The sequence below is a fragment of the Rhodoligotrophos defluvii genome (assembly GCF_005281615.1).
GTDB lineage: Bacteria > Pseudomonadota > Alphaproteobacteria > Rhizobiales > Im1 > Rhodoligotrophos > Rhodoligotrophos defluvii.
This window is the reverse complement of record NZ_SZZM01000008.1, coordinates 147170-166735: the sequence shown is the minus strand read 5'-3', so window position 1 is coordinate 166735 and position 19566 is coordinate 147170. Positions and strand designations below refer to the sequence as shown.

Sequence of the window (19566 nt, the reverse complement as noted above, 5' to 3'; positions counted from 1 at the left end):
CCCAGCACACACTTCATAGCCCATAGGCGATACGGTCAAATTGGGGCCCCTCTGGTGTTCTACTCTCTTGAAATTACCGCCCAATCAACCCCGAGTTGATGCGCTTCGCCCGTTGTAAGCCGAAGCCACCCCAGCACGCGCCTGGAACCCTCACCGCGATTTATGCTCCGAATCATCTGCCCCTCAACAAAATATCCTCGTTGAGGCATCTGATTTGCGCCAAGAACAAATCCGCTGTCGTCAAAGCTACTATACGAGAGCTGATCGCCACCTACGATCGGCATCGCCGCAAAGAAATGGCGGCCGCTCAAGAGATTCGGCTGCTCACCCAGGCCCTTGAATCCGTCAGACCAATCATAAATGTACCGCGCATCAACGACCGAAGCGCGCCCACCTGATCGAATTACTGTCTTGCAGTTCTGAAACGAATCCCCTTGCGAGAAAAAGCCGTCAAACCCTCTGATTAGTATAGCAACGCCTTCCTTATCGCCAAGCTCACTCCAGCTTCCATCTTGGACTCGCGATGCCAAAACTCGAAATGGATCAATATTGTAATTATTCCCGCTCGAAAATACCGTTCCACCTAGTCTCCTTGATTGAGGATCGATAACTACTCCGTTCTCGCATTGCACTATACTGTTACCGCAAATCGCGAAGTCCTGCAATCTGGCGGAAGGAGACAGACTCACCCCCTTAGTGAATCCTGTGGCTATATTACTTGACAAATTGACACAGATTGTATCTGCTGTTATGTGTACCCCACTCGTCTCTCCCCCTCGTCTTGGAATGTGCGGATTCACATATCCCTTATTGGTGAAAAGTAAGCCAAATCCGTATTCGGAAAATTGGCCGCCGTCTCCCCAGTTCTGAAGCATTGTGTTTCCAATTATCATAATACCTACACTAGGAGGAACACCTGCCTCAGCCCCAACCCGGTTGATATATTTGAAGAATGAGTCATCCTCATATTCCGAGATCGTATCTTCGCCGCGCCCAAGGCCCTGACTCCCACTAATAAAAATCGCCGCCCCTCTATCAACGTTCCCCACAAGGAGCGAATTTATCCCATCAATTATAGAATTTCCTGATATAGTAACGCCAAATTTGGGTGCCAGGCCTTCTTCAAAATTTGCATCACTCCCGATATGAATCGCATATCCATACCACAACCGCAGGGTATTACCGACTATCGCCGCGTTTCTAGCCCCCAACACCTTAATACCAAAACTTTTTCGAATGTGATTGTTTGCAATGCGAACCTCACTGTCATAGACGCCAATTGTGCCACGAGGGATATGACAGGCGATGGCGTCGTCGCCACATTCCTCAATCACGTTTCCCTCCGCATGAAATCGTGAGCTGCCCGTGAAATTTATGGCATCACGCAAGTTCCGAAAGAACAGACTGTTCGATACGGTCCCATACCTAGCCACGCACGCCAATGCCATGTTTCTTGAAGATGACACCTCGATCCGGTCAAAAATGGCGCTATCGAACGGGCCTACATCTACCAACTTGGTGTCGCCCAACTCGGGGTTGCGGTCCGCATAACCGCTGATGCTGAGATCGCACATAGAAATAGACCCCGTCCGGCGAGATCCGTGCCGACCAAAAAGTCCGGTGTCCGCACCAAGACGAAGTATGCTGACGTTTATGCCTTGGCCTCGAAGGTGAACGTTCGGCGGGTACACTAGCTTCCTGCCGAAGAGGTAGTTCCGCGCTCCTAGATGCAAACACCCTCCTCCTCCTCGAACCAAATATTCAAATGCCGCGGCGAAGGCCGGCGCGTCATCTGAAACTCCATCTCCGATCGCACCGAATTGCTCCGGGGCAACAACGTTGTCGACGAGTTCAAACCAGCGCCCATCGAGAGAAATCGCTCTATATCGCTTTACCTCCCCTCCACTCACCTCAACGTAGACGCCTCCACCCCGCCCTACTACAGACCAACCCGCAGTGCAAACTACTGAATAGTTTGGGGGAATGCGTGTTCCCGCGATCTCACTGAACGTGCTTACCCGGAAACACTGAGTATTCAGACGATTATACTCAGACTGGGACGCTGCCGCTGACGAAGGGCGAGAAAAAAAGCTCGAGGCAAGCCCAATCCCGAAACCGCCAACTATATCTCGCCGCGATCTGATGTCGTCGCTCATGAACGGTTACTCATCTCGATTAGCGCTAGTCTGCTAACCTTCTCTTGCGGGGCTCTATTTAGAATCGAGTCTACTACATCCGACCACCCCGGCACCGAAGACACGTCGATTGCGCCGCGGTCCATCGACAATGCGCGGGAAACCGCTAACGAATACGTACCCAAATCAGAAGGACTGTAACTACAGATATGCTTCTCCTGCCAGCCAATCGTGTCCGGAGCAATTATCGGCAACCTGCAAAATGTGTACTGCTTTATCTTTAGACTCGACTGAACCAAATATTCTTGCCCCTTGCCTATTTTGTAGGGAGCCAATCCTGCGTCCGCAAACTTAAGATAGGGGACGATCTCTTTGAATGAACGCTCGCCATACAGGATTACATTCGGAGGCACCTTTCCCTTCCACGGCGCTCCAAACACGTGAACTGTTGTGTGCGAAGCCGCATTGGCAACGGCACGAACCGCATCACTATCGAAAAGCATACTGCCGATCGAGACGATGTGGGGACCATGTCCCCGATACGGATTTGGGACAGGACGCGCAAAAAGTTCCTTGTCTATGCCGTGTGGCGCGAAAACTAGATTTCCACAAGAAGGGATGGTCGCCGCCATTTGGGCACTTGCCAATCTAACCACATCCGCATTGTCAAAGACCTTTTTCTCCAACCTGAGAAGTGACGGATGCACTCCGACAGCTCCCAACAAGTCGGCCGCATTGTACACGACCAACGCCGCATTGTTCACGCTCCGCACGTAATCAAAAAAGCAAACAGCTGACCCGCTGTCGATCAGCACCACCGTAGCACGAGCGAGGTGCTGATTCACGTCTTCTAGCAAACTTGCTCCAAATCGAACAAAAAGAGGCTCTGTCAGCCAATTAAGGATCCCGCTTCGCATGTTGACTGGCCCAAGGCCAGAATAGTGGAGGTAGCTGTATAAACAATCCGACTGACTCAGCCATTTATTAGACGGCGTACTGCGCAGCGTCTCATAGCGGCCGAAGCGCTTTAACCGAGTAACCCAGCTTGCACCCACAGTCACAAATCGTACCTCAAAGCCACGGCGAAGAAACTCATCAGCTATGAAATGGACGCTCGCCTTCCGACCGGCTGCGGAATAGACGTGATTGGATAGTACCAGCAATGTCGGCCGGCCAATCATTGTGGTTTCGTGCTGCATGCTGTAAGTTCACCGCCCAGCATTCTTTAATACCGCTATTAGAGAAACTACGTCATTGAACGCTTTATCTATGACTCTTCGGCGGTCGAGCGGACTAACTCCTTCATCGACAGCTCCTTTGAGAAGGTTCACCACGTAATCAGGCGACTGTGCGCCACGGGGAACAAGGTACCTCTCGCGGCCAACTAGCGAAAAAAATGATTCCACCTTTTGATCCCAAGCTAATCCTATGCTTGGGACACCATAGGAATAAGCGATGATATTGGCATGCAATCTATGGGAAATCAGCGCCCTCAGACCTGCAATTCTCTGCATAAGCTCAAGTGGCCGCTCGGGTCGCGGTGCCCGATGAACCTGAGAATGGCTAAACAGGCTCGGGTCATGCAATGTTAAGGCATCAAGCTCGCGCTCATCCTCCTCCGCGCCGTTGGTAAAATAGACGATACGAAACCCCACATTTATCAGACCTCTGCCTAGCCTCGAATAGAACAAGGCACCCAAGCTCTTAGCCCACCGAGGGGAATTTGCGTCTAAGACTAACGCCTCCGTGCCTATCACATTGATCCCAACGGGCGCCAGACCACCGCCCCTCGTCTCGACGGGAAAAAATTGGCTGCAAAGAATGCCAGGGTCTAAGGTAATGCGCGGCGTCGCGAGCTTTGTTTGGCCGCTGAATGCCTTTGCGGATACCTCATCTCTAACAGAGATGTGGACAGGCTTTAGGTCTTGGAGCGCTTTGATAAAGAGACATTTACCCATTTTGCTCCACCCCTCCGAAACGCCGACTGAATAGACGGCCACCGGCCTCCTTGCCGGTCTAAGAACCCTCCCGAGTATTGAAATCTTTACTGGAAAATTCAAATTGGCATCAGAGAAAAGATGTCCACCGCCCAGAATCGCGAGATCTCCCTGCACCGCCAGTTGTGATAGATGACGCTCAAGACCTCGGCGCCTTATTAATCCGAATACGATTAGGGGTAGCAACGGCCGAAACTTGCTAGGCAGCTTTGCAAGAGCCGCTCGGGCAAAAGCAATCGACTCACGCTTCTTCGACGGAAACCGTTGTCGCCCACTAATGTCAGCTGGAATGACAACGGCACTGCTGTCTATTTGGGAAATTGCCTTCCGAAGGCATTCAAAAATGACGCCGTCCCCCAAGTTCTCACTGAACGGCACTGCGAAAACAACGTACGTGGTTTTCCCACCAGTCCACACGCGAGGGATCTCTCTAGAGGCGGCAGGCAAAGTCAAAAGTGGGCTCGTGCAACAGAAGTCTCCGCCCCACTCACATCTGGTAGCGACCCTTTGGATCGTCGCAATTTTCCTAACGACGCCCTGATCCAAAACACAGCAACTAGCGATCCGGCAACAATTGGGAAAACCCGAGTTTCACTCCAATACAGCACGCGAAACAGATCGCTTACGCCAGCGAGCCAAGACGGAAACAGGATGACCCCCAGCAAGGTAGCACGCCGAAATCTCTTGAACAGATTGCCCGCTATGACCCCGCATACAATCATGCCTAAACAACCAAAGAACATACCAAAGTCCACGAGCAAAACAAACATCCCACCCGGATTGTTAAATTCGGGATTAGCATACTGCTCAAGAAAGAATTCGATGGGCGCGCCTGTTGGCAGCTTAATACCCAACTGCGACCACAGAGGAAACTTATAGAACCAAGCACCACTGAGAGCGGGATACCCAAGTGGGGCAAAGAATTCCATCATACCGGCGCCATTGTTTATAGACGTCGTGAAGTAGGCCAGAAACCGATATATCATGTAAGCGGCCAGCCCGTAATCGCCTCGATCCTTATAGAATTGCCAGCTCCTGAAATATTCAAAGACTGAAAACATCAGAAACAGGAAAATAAGGCCAATAAACGGCGCCAGCCATCTGAAAACTGACGACTTATGCCTAAACGACACAAACGGTATTGCCAAAGCAAACAGCACTTCGATTAAAGCTAGACGCTCGGAATTCAGAAACGCCCTCAAAAAGACGCACAGAAGCATGAAAATGATCAAAACATGTATCCCTATCGGGATCCGCTTAGTATAAAAGATCATTCTAGCTGCATACAATGCTACACATAGGTTACCAAGGCCAACAAAGGATGTTATACCTGGTAGCTGATTGAAGATATAACGAAATCTTATGGACGACGATCCGCGGAGAAATTCAGCTAATAACTCCATATTCCAAAGTATTGGCGCAAAGAACACCAGGTACGCCGCTATCGTTATTCCGCCAAATCCGACTATTACCTGATCAAGCAAAAAGGCAGGAATACGTTGAAGTCCTACTCCATTGGCCGGCAAGCGCGATCCGCCCCACGCGCCCACCGCGAAACAAAGCAGCGAAAGCCCACCTATGCAGATTATACCTAATGTTATATAGTCTTTTACCCCTTGCAGGAATAACGTCTGCTGTCCAAGCAGGCCACACAACAAATATATTGGAAGGACGAAGAAGAGGACGAGCCTTGAAGGATTTATCCACCAGGGCGTACGCGCAATCGCCGCACTAGACTGATCCGGTGACTGGGTCCATTCCATCACTATCGCGGCTTCATGAAGTGAACCATTGCGGGGGGGCGATTTGAGGTAAGCACCCCCGAACCCCTGCCGTCAAGAACCCATCGGCTTCCGAGCAGAGTTCCGCTCCGCTCTCTGGGTGATTTGCTCATCCGGCGGGATTCCCATAAGTCCGCATCCCTGCGCAATTTGTTGATTAGTCCTGAATCTTTGCCTAGGGTGTGTCATTCAAAAGCGGCAAAAATTCGACCGAGTGCCTATCACAGGCAGCTCCATCCGGGTTAGCCCTCAGGTTCTGTTCATACCTGGGCTGTCGATCAAGGAGAATGCCCTATCGATGCTGGCCTTTATATTTTCCCGAAAGGAGGCACGACTGAAGCGCTCAACGTGCTGCCTGAACTCTTCGGTTGAGGCTGAAACCCCCTTGTGTTCGAATTCTTCGACCGCTCTCCTTATTTCCTCTACGCTCTGATTCGGAAACAGGATGCCTGTTTTTCCAGCCACGACGGTTTCCAAAGCGCCACCCCTCCCGTAAGCGATAACGGGCGTCGCACATGCCTGCGCCTCCAGCGGCATTATTCCGAAATCTTCTTCAGCTGCGAACACAAAAGCCTTCGCTTTTCGCATGAAGTCTCGGAGAACGTCGTCAGGTTGGTAGCCTAGTACGCGAACATTCCCCTGGGACTTGGCCCGAACCGCATCCATATCTGGGCCGTCACCAATGATCACAAGCTGCCGATCCGGCATTGACGAGAATGCCTCTGCAATGAGAGGTATTCTTTTATAGGGAACCAGACGAGAGGCCGCGAGATAGAACTTCTCCTTTTGGCCGAGCGGCGTGAACTTCGCTAGATCAACTGGAGGATGTATAACTTCCGCAGATACACCGTAGGTCTTCTTCAAACGCCGAGCGACAAACTTCGAATTCGCGATGTAATGGTCCACACCATGGGCAGTCCTCACATCCCAAATACGAAATTTGTGCAACATCCAACGGGCAAGGGCGCTCCGAATTCCCCTTTCCAGATTTGCCTCGCGCAAATAACTACTTTGTAGGTCCCATGCATATCGCGCTGAGCTGTGGACATATGAAACATGCAGCTGATTAGGCCCAGTAATTACCCCTTTTGCAACTGCATAGGACGAGCTTATCACGAGATCGTAGCCAGACATGTCTAGCTGTTCGATGGCAATCGGCATTAGCGCAATGTAATTCCTATAGCCCCTCCGCGCATTTGGAAGTCGCTGTATGAATGTTGTTCGCGGGGTGATCCCTTTGAGAAAACCTCGATCTTTCTCATCGAGAAAGAACACTGTGGAGAAAAGGTCTGCGGAGGGGTATATTTCGATGAGCTCTGATAAAACTTTCTCCGCTCCCCCATTTACAACTAGCCAATCATGCACAATAGCGACTTTCATGCGATCTCCCAAACCCAGTGAGTCGAGGCAGCCCACCACCATCTCGCGACATTTTGCTGCACAAGCGAATTCATGGGTAAAAGGCGCACCATATCTAAAGTTGCCCCGACAGCTGGACAAACTTAACGGATAACCGGCCCTCTAGCCGCGAGGCCAATCCCAAGCTTCTCCAAATGTGCCATATAGACACCTCACTGCCGCCCGCGTGTCGTACCAACTGAGGTGAGCTAAGTCCAGATCTCCACTGAGAGCCGAGGCTCGAGACTCAGTCAGTTAAAGGGTAGAATATGGTTCTGGCGGGGACGCAAGTTGTCGGGAAGAAGGTGGACGCACTGGGGTCGCAGCAGGTTGGCAGTCGGCAACATGTTGAACACGACTTGGAGTCTGTGGTCTGCTACAGCTAATTGCCCTCGAATCGGATTGAAGTTTCCGCGCGATTCTTGGCTTGGAGAGAGAGTGGAAGCGATAAAGGCATTGCAGTTCACGGACGCGCAGGAGGCGTTCATCATCAAGCAGGGTGAGGACGGGACCCCGGTGGCGGAGATCTGCCCGAAGGCAGGAATCAGCCAACCAACTTACTTCAATTGGAAGACGTATTCCAGCATTGATGCGTTCGGAGATGAAGCGGCTGCGCCAGCTGGAGCAGGAAGAATGCTCGACTGAAGAAGATCGTGGCGGACCGGACGCTCGACGGGGAGATGCTGTAGGCCGTATTCAAGCGAAAGGTCTGAGGCCTGGCCGGAAGAGAGCGCTGCAACGCGCTGCGCCCGAGTGGGCCATCTCCATCCGCCGTGCCTGTGCGCGATCCGGTTTGACCCGAAGACGTATCGGCACAAGTCGCGCTGGCCCGGTCAGGCCGCTCTGGAACAGGGGATCAAGGAGATTTGCCAGCCGCGCGCGCTTCGGTACTGGCGCGTGCACGTCCTGCTGCAGCGGGAGGGACGGGCGATCAATCAGAAGAAGACCTACAGGATTTACAAGGAATTGGGGATGCAGCTTAGGAACAAGAGGCCGCAGCGGGTGAAGGCGAAGCTGCGCGATAACCGGGCCAAGACTGTCGGTCCGAACGATGTCTGGACCATGGACTTCGTCGACGACCAGCTCGCGTCGGGCCGCAAGATACGGGTCCTGACGGTAGTCGACATGTTCTCGCGCTACGCGACGGCGCTAGACGCCAGGTTCAGCCACCGCGGCTCTTGAGCCTAGCGGACGCGGCCGCGAAAAGTTGGAGGTCTAGCAGAGGCTATAATGAACAACGGCTAACACGGCGCGATCGGGAACCACGTCCCGGCAGCGCTCATGTATTCAGCACACACGGCCAGCTGTGTTGCTGATCGAGGCCGGAAAACTCTAGCGCCAGCCGAGGGCGCATCGGGGAGCGGGCAACCACTGGCCAGGGGCTCTAATCGCCACCGGATGAAACTTCAGGGGCAGGTCAGCCACAAAACTGACGTCAAACCAAATTAATGGGCTCTACGGCTAGCCTGAGGCACAATGCTCATCCACTGGTGTGGCGCTATTCGGTATAACGACATTTCGCCAGATCAACCGGAGTGACTTTCGACCGTGATGTTTCTAAGTAAGCTGACATCACTCACCAAAAAGCCGTTCGTTCGCAATGTCGGCGTGATCGCAACTGGCACGGCCGCAGCACAGCTGATCGCGATTGGCTTCTCGCCAATGATAACCCGTCTATACGGGCCAGAGGCATTCGGCGTTCTCGGTACTTTCACAACCCTTGTTTCCAATCTTTCGAGCCTATCCGCGCTAACTTATCCAATAGCCATTGTCCTAGCTAGCGATAACAATGAAGCAAGACAACTATTTCGCCTTTCCCTGATCACTTCTTTGCTCATAAGCGCGGCTTTTTTTCTACCGGTCTTTTACGCAAAGGCTGAAATATCCTCATACTTTAACATTAATGAAATTGCTGATTTTTTGATCTTACTGCCAGTCACGATATTTTTTTCCGGCTGGCTTCAAGCTTCCACGCAATACTCAATTAGAAGTAAAACATTCAAGTTGAACGCGCATGTCGCGGTTGCCTCTTCCCTTATCATCAATATCACCCGCGCGGGTGTAGGGCTGATTTTTCCTCGCGCGTCCGCTCTTATTGTGATCGCGTCCTTTGGGATCGCCTTTCAAGCTGCACTTTTGACTATCGGACATAAGGCCGGCAGGCGAACGAATGCCTTCGACTCCAGCCCAACATCTTTGAAAGAACTAGCAATCAAATTTCGCGACTTTCCACTCTTTAGAGCTCCACAAGAGTTCATCAACTCCGTCTCCCGAAACCTGCCGATATTAGTCTTGGCGGCTTCATTCGGGACAGCGGCCGCTGGATTTTACACGTTGTGCCGGACTGTTCTCGACGGCCCGACCCAATTGATCACAAAGTCGGTGAGTGATGCCTTCTATCCTCGCTTCCATCAAGGAATGCAGCGGGGCGAAGACGGCTTTAGGCTTGTCGCCCTAGCCACCCTAGCTCTAGCCGTTATTGGACTTGCCCCATTCGGCCTAGTGGCACTATTTGGACCTACCCTATTCTCTCTCGTTTTTGGAGGTGAATGGGCAGAGGCCGGTGAATATGCTCGTTGGATGGCCATTATGGCCTTCTTCTCCTTCGTAAATGGACCAGCCGTAAAGGCCATGCCAGTACTGGGACTTCAGCGCTTTCTGCTTCTGTATGAGATTGGGATTGTCGCCGGGCGGCTCTTTTCGCTTGCACTGGGTGTGTTTGCACTCGGGAGTGATGTATACACAGTAGCTGTATTCAGCATCGTAAGCGCATTAGGCAATTGCGTCCTCATCTCTTCAGTTTTGATAAAAGCGCGCAGGTCGAGACCTATCAGGCACACCTAATCAAGTCTACTGCTGCAATTCGCAGCTCAGTAGCGACAGCTCTCCCCAGCACTTAATAAAACGCGACAGACGACATCCGACCAGATGCGATAACGATTTGCTTTTTTGAAGAATACACGTGTCGCACGTGGAATTTTACGCCCCTTGAGGAAAGATGATCGCACACCCTTCTTGCCAAAATTGCTTCTCCCATCCGTTCGGCATCGTCTATAACAATTGCGAATCCTTCAGAATCCAAGCGATCAATTATTTCCATCGCTCCATGCCTCGAAAACTTCAATTCAGAAGGCCCAGAGATCGGGCCATCAATTAAGAGAAAGTCGATCTGGTCAGGAAAGTCTATTGAAGAAAAATCATATCCTGTGTAGGTGCCGATCTTGTCTGAAAATCTCTTCAAAGGAGCGCAATACACCTTGTGCCTTACGAGAGTTCTCATTTTCTCCGCCCAGCTCCGATCATGCTCTATAGTTATTATGTTGGCCTCGTACAGTGCGTTAGATAAAGCGTCCAGGAGGAGGGTTGACTGACCAGCCCCCAGCTCAACCACTCGCTTGACTGCGTTCTCTCGGTAAATTCTCAATATCAAATACATAAGACTATAATTGGCTGCATACCCCACGGGATAAAATTCATCCCTTATCCCAATATTTTCAAGATCTCTCATAAACAAATTTTGATAAATCACCTCTTGAGCCGGCCTAGTTCCTATGAGCCCAAGCCCCGGGATCGCTCTGACCAGTTGCTTTATGACGTCTGTTGCTTTGAGCATATTATCTCAACCTACGTATCTACATGAGTTGCGATAGCTTAACGCAGTTGCAGTTTGCAGGGAAGATGAAAATCGACGCCCCGCCCCAGAGCACGAAGGAAAGAGGGAGGCCTAACCGAGGCGCCAACTCTAAAGCTCAGCGGGAACTGCTCGACGAGGCGGCACCATTTTACTGTTGGAGAATGTGGCTATGGAGCCACTCCGCTGGGTTTCAGGGTGTGGTCCATGCAAATCTATCGCGCAATCGAGCAGCTAGTTCCCCACCCACCTTCCCGCGCCTATTTCTTCTACTCTCGCTAAAATACACCGGATTCATCCTTTCCGTCGGGCGCAAGAGCACGTTCCTGCGACTACCGACCCTGTTCTGGGTGGCCAGCTTCAATATCGGCTTTCTGCTTTCCGCTTGTGCCTTCGCGCTGCGTACCGTCCACCCCGTTCCGAGAAGCGAGCCATGACAGGCATTGCCGCGGCGCTCGCGGCCGCTCTGTTGGTGGTGCTGATCCTCATCGGGTTTCCGATCGCGTTCTCGTTTGCCGGCGCGAGCATCGCGTTCGCTCTGCTGTCGGGCAGGAACCTGGAGCTGATCCTGCCGACCGCCCTTTGGGAAACCGGCAGCTTTGCGCTGCTCGCGCTGCCGCTGTTCATCATCGCCGGCACCGTCATGCGCTATGCCGGAGATCTCCGACCATCTCGTCGCCTTTGTCGAGCGCGTGGTCGGGCGTGTGCGCGGCAGCCTCGGCGCCGTGGCTGTGGTATCGTGCATGCTGTTTGGAGCGATCTCGGGAAGCGGTGCGGCGGCCATTGCCGCGATCGGCAGCGTGATGATGCCGAGAATGAAGCAGGCTGGCTACGAGCCGGGTTACGTGACGGCGCTGGTCGCCTGCTCGTCCGTGCTCGCCTTGCTCATTCCGCCCAGCATCCCCATGATCGTGTTCGCCCTAAAGGCGGGTCTGCCGGTGCCGACCTGTTTCCTCGCGACCGTGGGTCCCGGTCTGGTCATCGGCCTGATCTATGTCTTAATGAACCATCGCTTCGCGATCCGCCACAAGGTCGATTTGCCAAGGGCAGCGACAACCCAGAGCCGGTCCTTGGGCCACCGTCCTCGTCAGCGGTCCCGCGCTGTTCATGCCGGTTCTCATGCTCGGCGGCATCTATTCCGGCGCTTTTACGCCCACGGAAGCGGCGGCCGTCTGGCTGACCTACGGACTGCTCGTCGGCTTTTTCGTCTATCGCACGCTCACCTTCGCTTGCATGAGCAGGGCCTTCATCGAGGGCGGGGCAATCTGCGCGAGCGTCATCGCCATCCTTATCTTTCTGCTGGCGTTCGGCAAGCTTCTGTCCATGGAAAAGTTCCGGGGACGATTGCCTCCGGTCTGTTGTCCATCTCCGAGAACTATTACGTCCTCCTGTTCATGATCACCATCGTGCTCCTGATCATGGGCATGTTCATCGACGATGTCTCGGGAAGCATCCTGGCGGCGGTCATTCTGCTCACGGTAGCCACGAACATCGGTGTCGATCCGGTCCACTTCGCCGGCATTGTCGACACCAATCTGGCCTTGGCAATGTCATCCCGCCCTGCGCGCCGCTCTTATTCGTGGCCAAACAGGGTGAGCGGCCTGGAGCTCAGGCAGTTCGTCGCCCCTTGCCCTCCGCCTGATGCTGTTGCCGGTGGTGCTGCTGGTGACCTATCTTCACGAGCTGAGCCTCGCCATCCCGCGACTGCTGGCCTAGCACCGCAACTCTCGTCAAGCCATCGGGCTCGACGCGACTGCCGCGGAGGCCCAGCAAGACATCTGGGAAGGGCGAGCGGTCCGTTCGACAGATCGTGTTACGGGGACCTAACAGACCCCCCAATTCGGCGGTGTCCAACATTCGACCTATCACTTACGTCACCGATCCTTCTGGATAGCACCACCAGGCCAAGCGAAAGGTCCAGGTGCACGTCCCACTCACCGCCCAAACCGTTTCCGAGTGTGAACGCGAACGCCTTTGCGCTTTCCCGGACCGCCTCCTCAGGTGTTTGCGCACGAGCAGCTTCTCCCGCACCGATCACATCCCCGGCCAGCGTCAGGCCAAGCGTCCGGCCGAGAAATTCGCGCCGCGTGGCCGCCGGCGCAGATCGAATCTCACGCATTTCGGCTCTCCCACCCCCGACACCCCGTACAACCATTCTGATTCGAGGTGGAAAATGCGGAGGAAACCCGCCTTCGGCCCCTGCCCCGCAGGAGCCCTCTCCGTGTTCTCGACGCGATCATAATCGCACCCCACTTCCCGAACTGTGAGAGATCAAGCACAACCGCTTCTCCTTCAGCTGGACAAAAGAACGGCGAATTCCCGCGGATAGGGTCTGACCAGCCACTCGCCGGCGAGACAGCCTCAAACCTCACCCGCTGGCAAAAGAGATTGACATTGTTATTGCAACCGTAGTGGCAATTGAATTTGTGTCAAGGACATGTCAATCGTAATCACCACTCTAATGGTGATAGAGATGGCACCATCCAAGGAACAGACACAAAGGCGGGTCTACGTGCTGCCGACCGAGCTGGTCGACCGCATCGTCGCTTTCCAAGCCGAAAAAGGCTTTCCGTCAGAGGTGGAGGCGGTCCGCAAGCTGCTGGATGAGGCGCTCAAGAGCCGTGATACAGACAAGACGATCATCAGGCGTTTTCTATACCGCCTGGAAAAATTGCGCCTGCCGACTGAGGTCGCCAAGGATGTTTTGGTTGGCCACCCTCTCGTGACGGATCTGTCCTTCGGGCGAGACCATATCAAATTCACGATTAGCGGCTACGGTGTCTATCGGATCTCAGAGCTAGGTCAGGTGGATTACTATTCTTCATCTCACAAGCGATGGGATCCCTGGACGCCAGATCGCGAAGCGCATTCCGAGGCCTGAAGCTCAAACGCTCGCCGGACTAGAAAGCCTCTGGCCCTTCCCGCCCAGCAGCTGGCCACCAGCCGCTCGGTGCCGCTGCCGGCCATCGCTCGGGCGTTCAAAAAAATAAATCCGCGGAATTTCGCGGCGAAAAATCCGCTGCTGCCCCGCCGGTCCCGGCGCGAAAGGCTCCAGCGATTTGCATGGCCCCTCCCTTGTGCCGGCCATTCTTGTGTTCGCTACCCGGAGCCGCAAGCGTGTTAATAGCTGGCTATCCGGGATGCATGGAGACAACGCTTCGCCGAGCGTGATCCCAGCTGGCTTGCTGGATCCGGATCTCGGTTTGCGCTTGGCTGCAGGGACCGAGGTCGCCCTCAATACGCGATTAACTCATGTGCAGTTGGTCGTCAACGCCCTACGTCAGAGCACTCGCCCGAAATGCCACTCCTATTCACAACCTATTAGTGGTGTCCCACGCTGTCCCACGTCCGTTGCTTGTGTGGGACAGTAATTTTCTTTTAAAATCAAACAGGTGTCCCACATGTCCTACATGTCCCACATGATGTTACGTGTGTATGCGCGCGTGCACGCGCCTGTACGCGATCCCAGTGGGACATCTGGGACAGTGGGACACCGCGTTGATATTGCTGCATCTTTGCTGTCCCACATGCGATTCTTACTGGGACACCATCTGGGACACTTCTCTGCCTCATAACTCCAGCTTCCACAAGATCTTGTGTCCGGCCGCCGCCGAGAAGGCAAACACGCCTCAGACACCCGCGCCACACCAGCGCGCGCCCCGCGTGCCGGCTCGCCGGCATCGTCCACCATCCGCGCTTGCGCACCATCCCCGGCACCAAACGTTTGAGCCGCTTCAGTCTGCCACTTGTCGACATTACCAGCAAGGAGGCGCCTTATGTCTTGGCAAATCCCCTTAGCCGAGTACTCGCCGGGTGAGGCATATGGGGCCATCTCAACGAGGCCCCGGTTGGCATCTCACCCTGAAAACACGAAGCCCCTCGCGGATCTCTCCCGAGGGGCTGTCACGCGCGCATCACGCGCATTCTTCGCAGCAATGTCAAATTTTTTCCGCAGCGTGTCAAGAACAGAGTGTGACCCTCGATCGGCCGCTATGTGTCCAGTCCAATCGCTCGGTCCGAGCAACCCAATCAGGCACAACGAATGCACTTCGGCGTCGCCGGATCGACCGCCAGCCGCCTCATCCCGATGAATTCGCCGCACCCGGTGCAGTAACCGTATTCGCCGTCATCCATTCGGCGCAGAGCCCGCTCCAGCAGAACGAGCCGCGCCCTGCGCCGCTGATCCACGGCGTTCGCCATCGCTTGCACCTGCAGCGCGTCCATGCGCGACAGGCGGCCCACTGACTGCTGGTCGAGCTCTACCGGACGGCGATCCCCGCTGGTGTCTTCCGACCGGCGCGCAAGTTCGAGTTGCTCCTGCTCGATCTGCGGGCGAAACTGGGCTTCCAGCTTTTTCGGTTCCGGTTCCATGAACCTCAGCTACGGCTATAATGCGCCTGGGTAAAGCTTCCGGGCGGCCTGCCGAAAAACAAAACCCCTCGCGGGAAGGACCGGAGGGGCTCGCTGCAGTCGCACTAATCTAAGCATGAATTTCTGACGTATTTGGCCTCCTGCGTCAAGCCCGAAGGGGCCGCGGTCAGCAGCAAGTCCGCGTGGCCCACCATCACCTCGCAGCACTTGCAGACCGATTGCATCCTGGTCACGGGTTATCCTGCACGGCACGGGACGGTCTTCCGTTCGGCTCCCTCACCAGCACCCAGCCAGCTCCTCCGGCCCATGTGCGCGCCATCATGCCTTGCTCCAACTCGCAACCTCTTCCTGGTATCCGGCCCGGTCCACTCTATCCGAGTGCCATCTGGCTATGCGAGGCTTTGCGAGCCTTTGCGAGGGTTTGACCAAACCCTCGCAAAGCAGATTTCTTTTGTATTTCAATATCTTACTCTTCTCTTGCGAGGGTTGCGAGGGTTTAGCCCTATACACGTATGAAAAAATTCAAATGAGCTTACACCGATACGCATATATGCGATTCATATGCGTACGCGCGGGAAAACCCTCGCAACCCTCGCAACGCGCCCGCAACGCGTTGATTTCAAAGTCGGATTAGCCCCGCGAGGGTTTAGTCAAACCCTCGCAAACCCTCGCAACCCTCGCAGATCCCACCCGCCGATGCTCCACCGATCGGGCAACCGCCGGAGGCCACCAGTGCTTGCGATACATCGCGTGCAGCTTCAGCGTCAAGATCTAGCTGGGCCAGCCGCCGCGCGGCTCGAACTCCCCCTTTCGCGACGCCTCACTACTAGCATACTTGTTGGCATTTCCACAACTTTCCTGATACGACCAACGGCATGGGAGTGGTTGGCGAAAACATCAAGCGCTTGCGCAGAGCGGCTAACATGAGCCAGATGGAACTCGCTCAGAAGTCCGGCCTGACGCAGCAGATGATCTCTCATCTGGAAACGGGCAGGAACGAGACCACCAAGGAATTGCCTGCATTGGCGAGCGCCTTGGGAGTACGGGTCCACGAAATCGATCCGAATTACAGCCCGCCCACCCAGCTGCTCGATGAACAGCTTGCTGAGGTTTTCCAGCGCCTCAGCACCGCACCGGAGGAAATCAAGCGCAGGCTCATTAGCTATGCGAATTTTGAGCTATCGCAGATTCGCATGGCGCCTGAGGACGAGACGGAGCCCGGCAGAGAATCAGGATCAAGGGGCTGACGCAGCAACCATTTCAGCTGCACCTACGGCCGAATGTCTCCCGTCCTTCTACCCAGCCATTGTTGCCAGACTGAACGCTGGGACGAGCGCTTGGTCTCGCAAACCGCATCCCCTCACAAGCTTCCTCGTTGACGTGACAACTAGAAAAGTTGTACAACAACACGAGTTCAGGATCTACCTACGACCTTATGGCAGGGACACCCACGCCAATGCTGCGCCGGAACGACGTGCCGCTCATCCATCGCCGTGGGCTCACCCGGGAAGAGGCCGCAGCCTATGTCGGCCTGTCGCCCCAGGGCTTCGACAAGGCCCGCAACCAAGGCCTCTATCCCGAGCCAACCCTGGCCGGCCGCCGCTGGGATCGCCGCCTGCTCGACCGCGCGCTCGACCGGCTCTCGGGCCTGTCCGCCATCACCAGCGATGATCCCTATACCGATTGGAAGAACAGCCACCATGCGTCTCCGTCTTAGCGGCATCAACACCATTCGCCGCAAGCTTGCCGATGGTACCGTCAGGACCTACTACTACCATCGCCTCAGCGGCACCCGCCTCTATGCCAGCCCCGGCAGCCCGGAATTCCTGGCGGAAATCGCCGAGGCGGAGCGCCGGCGCAAGCAGCCGCGCGCCGGCAGCATGAAGGCTCTGCTCGCGGACTACATGGCCAGCAGCAGCTTCACCGAGAAAGCCCCCAAAACCCAGGCCAGCTACCGCCAGATGATTCGGCTCATCGAAGACGAGTTCGGCGACGCTCCCTTGGAGGTGATCAGCGACCACCGCATCCGCGGCGATTTCCTCGCCTGGCGCGACCGCATCGCCCAACGCTCCAAGCGCACGGCCGATTATGCGCTCACCGTGCTCGGCCTCATTCTGCAGTGGGGATACGACCGGGGCCGGATTGCCGCCAATCATGCCCGCAACGGCAAGCGCCTCTACAAGGCCGACCGGTCCGATCGCATCTGGCTGCCCGAACATGTCGCGAGCTTCCTCAAGGTGGCCCCGGCCGAAGTGCAACTCGCCCTGTGGCTTGCCCTCTATACCGGCCAGCGTCAGGGCGATCTCCTGAAGCTCAAGTGGATTGATTATGACGGTTCGCTCATCCGCCTTCGCCAGGGCAAAAGCGGCCGCCGGGTCGAAATCCCGGTCAGCGAGGCGCTCGCCCGCATCCTGAGCACGACGCCACGGCGTGGAGCGCACATCCTCACCACAAAACGCGGCAATCCCTGGAGAGCCGATCACTTCCGCCACAGCTGGCGCGCCGCAAGCCGCCGCGCCGGCATAACCGACCTTCATTTTCACGACCTGCGCGGCACCACCGTCACATTGCTCAGCGAGCAAGGGGCATCCCCGCAGGAGATCGCCACCATCACCGGCCACAGCCTCAACACGGTGCAACATATCCTCGACACCTACTCCGCCCGCACCCGGCCCATTGCCATGGTGGCCGCGGCCAAGCTGGAGAAAGCCCTGGCAGCGAGCTATGAAGCCCCTGCGGCGCCTGAGCTTCCCTGCCAAATGGCAGCGGCCCCAATCTCACCCGGCCAGTAGACCTGGGAAGTCGTTAAGCCTACCCGCGTGACTGGTTTAAACAGACGACCCCGCAACGGATTGGCTTCGCGGGCAGACTTCACAGATCCGTTACTGGTTTTGCTGGAAACCGCAGCGAAGTGCACTGGTTTAATTTGCATGGGCAGTCATCTCTCCACAGGAAATCAGTGAGGAAATTGACGATGAAACGTGCTCTATTGGCTTTGGCGGTCAGCGGATCGCTCATGGCGCTCGGCGGTAGCGCGTCGGCTGCTGCGATCGCGGCCGGCCCGGCAGCCGTCTCCGCTCACCAGCAAGCCCTGGTGCAGCCGGTCGCGCAGAAGAAGGTCGTGGTCAAGAAGCGGTACAAGAACGGCAAGGTGGTCACCAAGCGCAAGGTCGTTTACAGCCGCGAGCGCTTCGGCCCGCGCTATCGCTACAAAAGGCCAGGCTATACCCACTACTATGGCGGCTACTGGTACCGCACCCCGTGGTGGACAATCGGCATTCCCGGCGGGCCGACCATTGCTGTGAGGCCGTACTGACGCGATCAGAATGAGGGCGAGCTGACCAGAGCTCGCCCTTGCACCTCATTCATTGCCGTCTCGTTGAGATCGCAGCGCCGCATCGCGATCCGCCAGGCACCTCAAATCCCGCCGCAAGCGTTCCGCGTGGCGCTCCACCGCTCCTCCCGGCTGAAAAAGGCACGCTTCGTGCATGCGCAAGGACGTCAGCGCATCACCAGGAGGAGACATGCTGTATGACTTTCTCGCATTCTGCTTTGGCATCGCCCTTTATCTCGTCGCGGAGTGGCTCGTGAAACAGGCCCGAAACCGGAAGAACGACGCCCGCTGAGCCGACCATCGGCTCTCGCCTTCTTGTTCGATGGCGGCCCTTTGCGTGCCTCGCACCACTGGCAGCGCACGCCGCCCGCAGCCGGGAACCTGTCACGGGGCGGCGGGGTTATCGTCGTGCGCTCTCGGGCGCACCGGTGCCGCTGGAGCGCGGCCAACGCACCGGCAGGCAGTGGTGAAAGGAGGCGTTAGGACGTGTTGCCGTTTGGGGGCGGTGGCCGCCGAGACAACGAGATGAAGCTCAGTCAACACTTCGCGGCGATCGCCAATACCGTCGCGACGGCAGCGGGAAAGCCGCTCACCTTCATCATCTGCTGCCTCGCCATCATTGCTTGGGCCCTGACGGGGCCGCTCATGGGCTTTTCCGATACCTGGCAGCTCATCATCAACACCAGCACGACCATCGTGACCTTCCTGATGGTCTTCCTCATTCAGAACACGCAGAACCGCGACGGCGCGGCCATTCAGGCCAAGCTGGACGAGATCATTCGCTCAGGCGCGGGCGACAACATGTTCATCGGCATCGAGCATCTGAGCGAGGAGGAGGTGGAGGAATTCCGCAAGCGATGCGAGCGCGCTGCCCAGGCTCATGCGGCCCGAAGGGTCGATGAGGTGCAGCACGTCTGAC

The 19566-nt window shown here is 55.7% G+C and carries 14 protein-coding genes and 3 pseudogenes; 10 read left to right on the top strand and 7 right to left on the bottom strand.

Going from position 1 to position 19566, the window contains the following annotated elements; all coding sequences use genetic code 11:
- Positions 1–59 precede the first annotated feature (59 nt).
- From E4P09_RS24455 to E4P09_RS24435, 5 genes are all read right to left on the bottom strand, one after another.
- Positions 60–1574, bottom strand: a complete 1515-nt coding sequence (locus E4P09_RS24455) for a right-handed parallel beta-helix repeat-containing protein (protein WP_137392272.1) — start codon at positions 1572–1574, stop codon at positions 60–62.
- A gap of 578 nt (positions 1575–2152) precedes the next feature.
- On the bottom strand, positions 2153–3334 hold the full coding sequence (locus E4P09_RS24450; RefSeq protein WP_137392271.1) for a GumK N-terminal domain-containing glycosyltransferase: 1182 nt from the start codon (positions 3332–3334) through the stop codon (positions 2153–2155).
- A 9-nt stretch (positions 3335–3343) separates the two neighbouring features.
- Positions 3344–4585, bottom strand: coding sequence for a polysaccharide pyruvyl transferase family protein (locus E4P09_RS24445; protein WP_170984625.1), 1242 nt, complete (start codon positions 4583–4585; stop codon positions 3344–3346).
- Entirely contained in the window at positions 4582–5898 is a 1317-nt protein-coding gene (locus E4P09_RS24440; protein WP_205042290.1) for an O-antigen polymerase, read from the bottom strand. The genes E4P09_RS24445 and E4P09_RS24440 overlap by 4 nt, the downstream gene beginning before the upstream one ends.
- Before the next feature lie 264 nt (positions 5899–6162).
- Positions 6163–7293 (bottom strand): glycosyltransferase family 4 protein, encoded by a 1131-nt coding sequence (locus tag E4P09_RS24435; protein ID WP_137392268.1) that lies wholly within the window; start codon positions 7291–7293, stop codon positions 6163–6165.
- A 465-nt stretch (positions 7294–7758) separates the two neighbouring features.
- Between E4P09_RS24435 and E4P09_RS24430 the strand changes: the two are divergent.
- Positions 7759–8487 (top strand): annotated as a pseudogene (locus tag E4P09_RS24430) (transposase); the annotation flags it as partial.
- Positions 8488–8862: 375 nt separating this feature from the next.
- Positions 8863–10155: a lipopolysaccharide biosynthesis protein gene (locus tag E4P09_RS24425; RefSeq protein WP_239025362.1), complete on the top strand. Its 1293-nt coding sequence runs from the start codon at positions 8863–8865 to the stop codon at positions 10153–10155.
- Positions 10156–10207: 52 nt separating this feature from the next.
- Here the strand turns inward: E4P09_RS24425 and E4P09_RS24420 are convergent, their stop codons facing one another.
- Positions 10208–10924, bottom strand: a complete 717-nt coding sequence (locus E4P09_RS24420) for an O-methyltransferase (RefSeq protein WP_137392266.1) — start codon at positions 10922–10924, stop codon at positions 10208–10210.
- A gap of 451 nt (positions 10925–11375) precedes the next feature.
- On the opposite strand from E4P09_RS24420, the pseudogene E4P09_RS26745 reads away from it, so the two are divergent.
- From E4P09_RS26745 to E4P09_RS24410, 3 genes and pseudogenes are all read left to right on the top strand, one after another.
- A pseudogene (locus E4P09_RS26745) lies at positions 11376–11540 on the top strand (hypothetical protein); the annotation flags it as partial.
- Positions 11541–11592: 52 nt separating this feature from the next.
- Positions 11593–13209, top strand: a pseudogene (locus E4P09_RS26930) (TRAP transporter large permease).
- Between the two features lie 206 nt (positions 13210–13415).
- Positions 13416–13823 (top strand): hypothetical protein, encoded by a 408-nt coding sequence (locus E4P09_RS24410; RefSeq protein WP_137392265.1) that lies wholly within the window; start codon positions 13416–13418, stop codon positions 13821–13823.
- Between the two features lie 1148 nt (positions 13824–14971).
- On the opposite strand, the gene E4P09_RS24405 is transcribed toward E4P09_RS24410, so the two are convergent.
- The gene (locus tag E4P09_RS24405; RefSeq protein WP_137392264.1) at positions 14972–15313 is read right to left on the bottom strand and encodes a TraR/DksA family transcriptional regulator; all 342 of its coding nucleotides are present in this window, start codon (positions 15311–15313) and stop codon (positions 14972–14974) included.
- Positions 15314–16188: 875 nt separating this feature from the next.
- Here E4P09_RS24405 and E4P09_RS24400 point away from each other — a divergent pair.
- The 5 genes from E4P09_RS24400 (at position 16189) to E4P09_RS24380 (ending at position 19565) form a co-directional block, all read left to right on the top strand.
- A complete protein-coding gene (locus E4P09_RS24400) occupies positions 16189–16560 on the top strand; it encodes a helix-turn-helix domain-containing protein (protein WP_137392263.1) in 372 nt (123 codons plus the stop codon).
- A 209-nt stretch (positions 16561–16769) separates the two neighbouring features.
- Complete coding sequence (locus E4P09_RS24395) at positions 16770–17030, top strand: hypothetical protein (protein ID WP_137392262.1); 261 nt, start codon at positions 16770–16772, stop codon at positions 17028–17030.
- Positions 17014–18105 (top strand): tyrosine-type recombinase/integrase, encoded by a 1092-nt coding sequence (locus E4P09_RS24390; RefSeq protein WP_170984623.1) that lies wholly within the window; start codon positions 17014–17016, stop codon positions 18103–18105. The genes E4P09_RS24395 and E4P09_RS24390 overlap by 17 nt, the downstream gene beginning before the upstream one ends.
- A gap of 182 nt (positions 18106–18287) precedes the next feature.
- A complete protein-coding gene (locus tag E4P09_RS24385; protein ID WP_137392260.1) occupies positions 18288–18629 on the top strand; it encodes a hypothetical protein in 342 nt (113 codons plus the stop codon).
- 543 nt (positions 18630–19172) lie between these two features.
- Positions 19173–19565, top strand: a complete 393-nt coding sequence (locus E4P09_RS24380) for a low affinity iron permease family protein (RefSeq protein ID WP_137392259.1) — start codon at positions 19173–19175, stop codon at positions 19563–19565.
- Position 19566 lies beyond the last annotated feature (1 nt).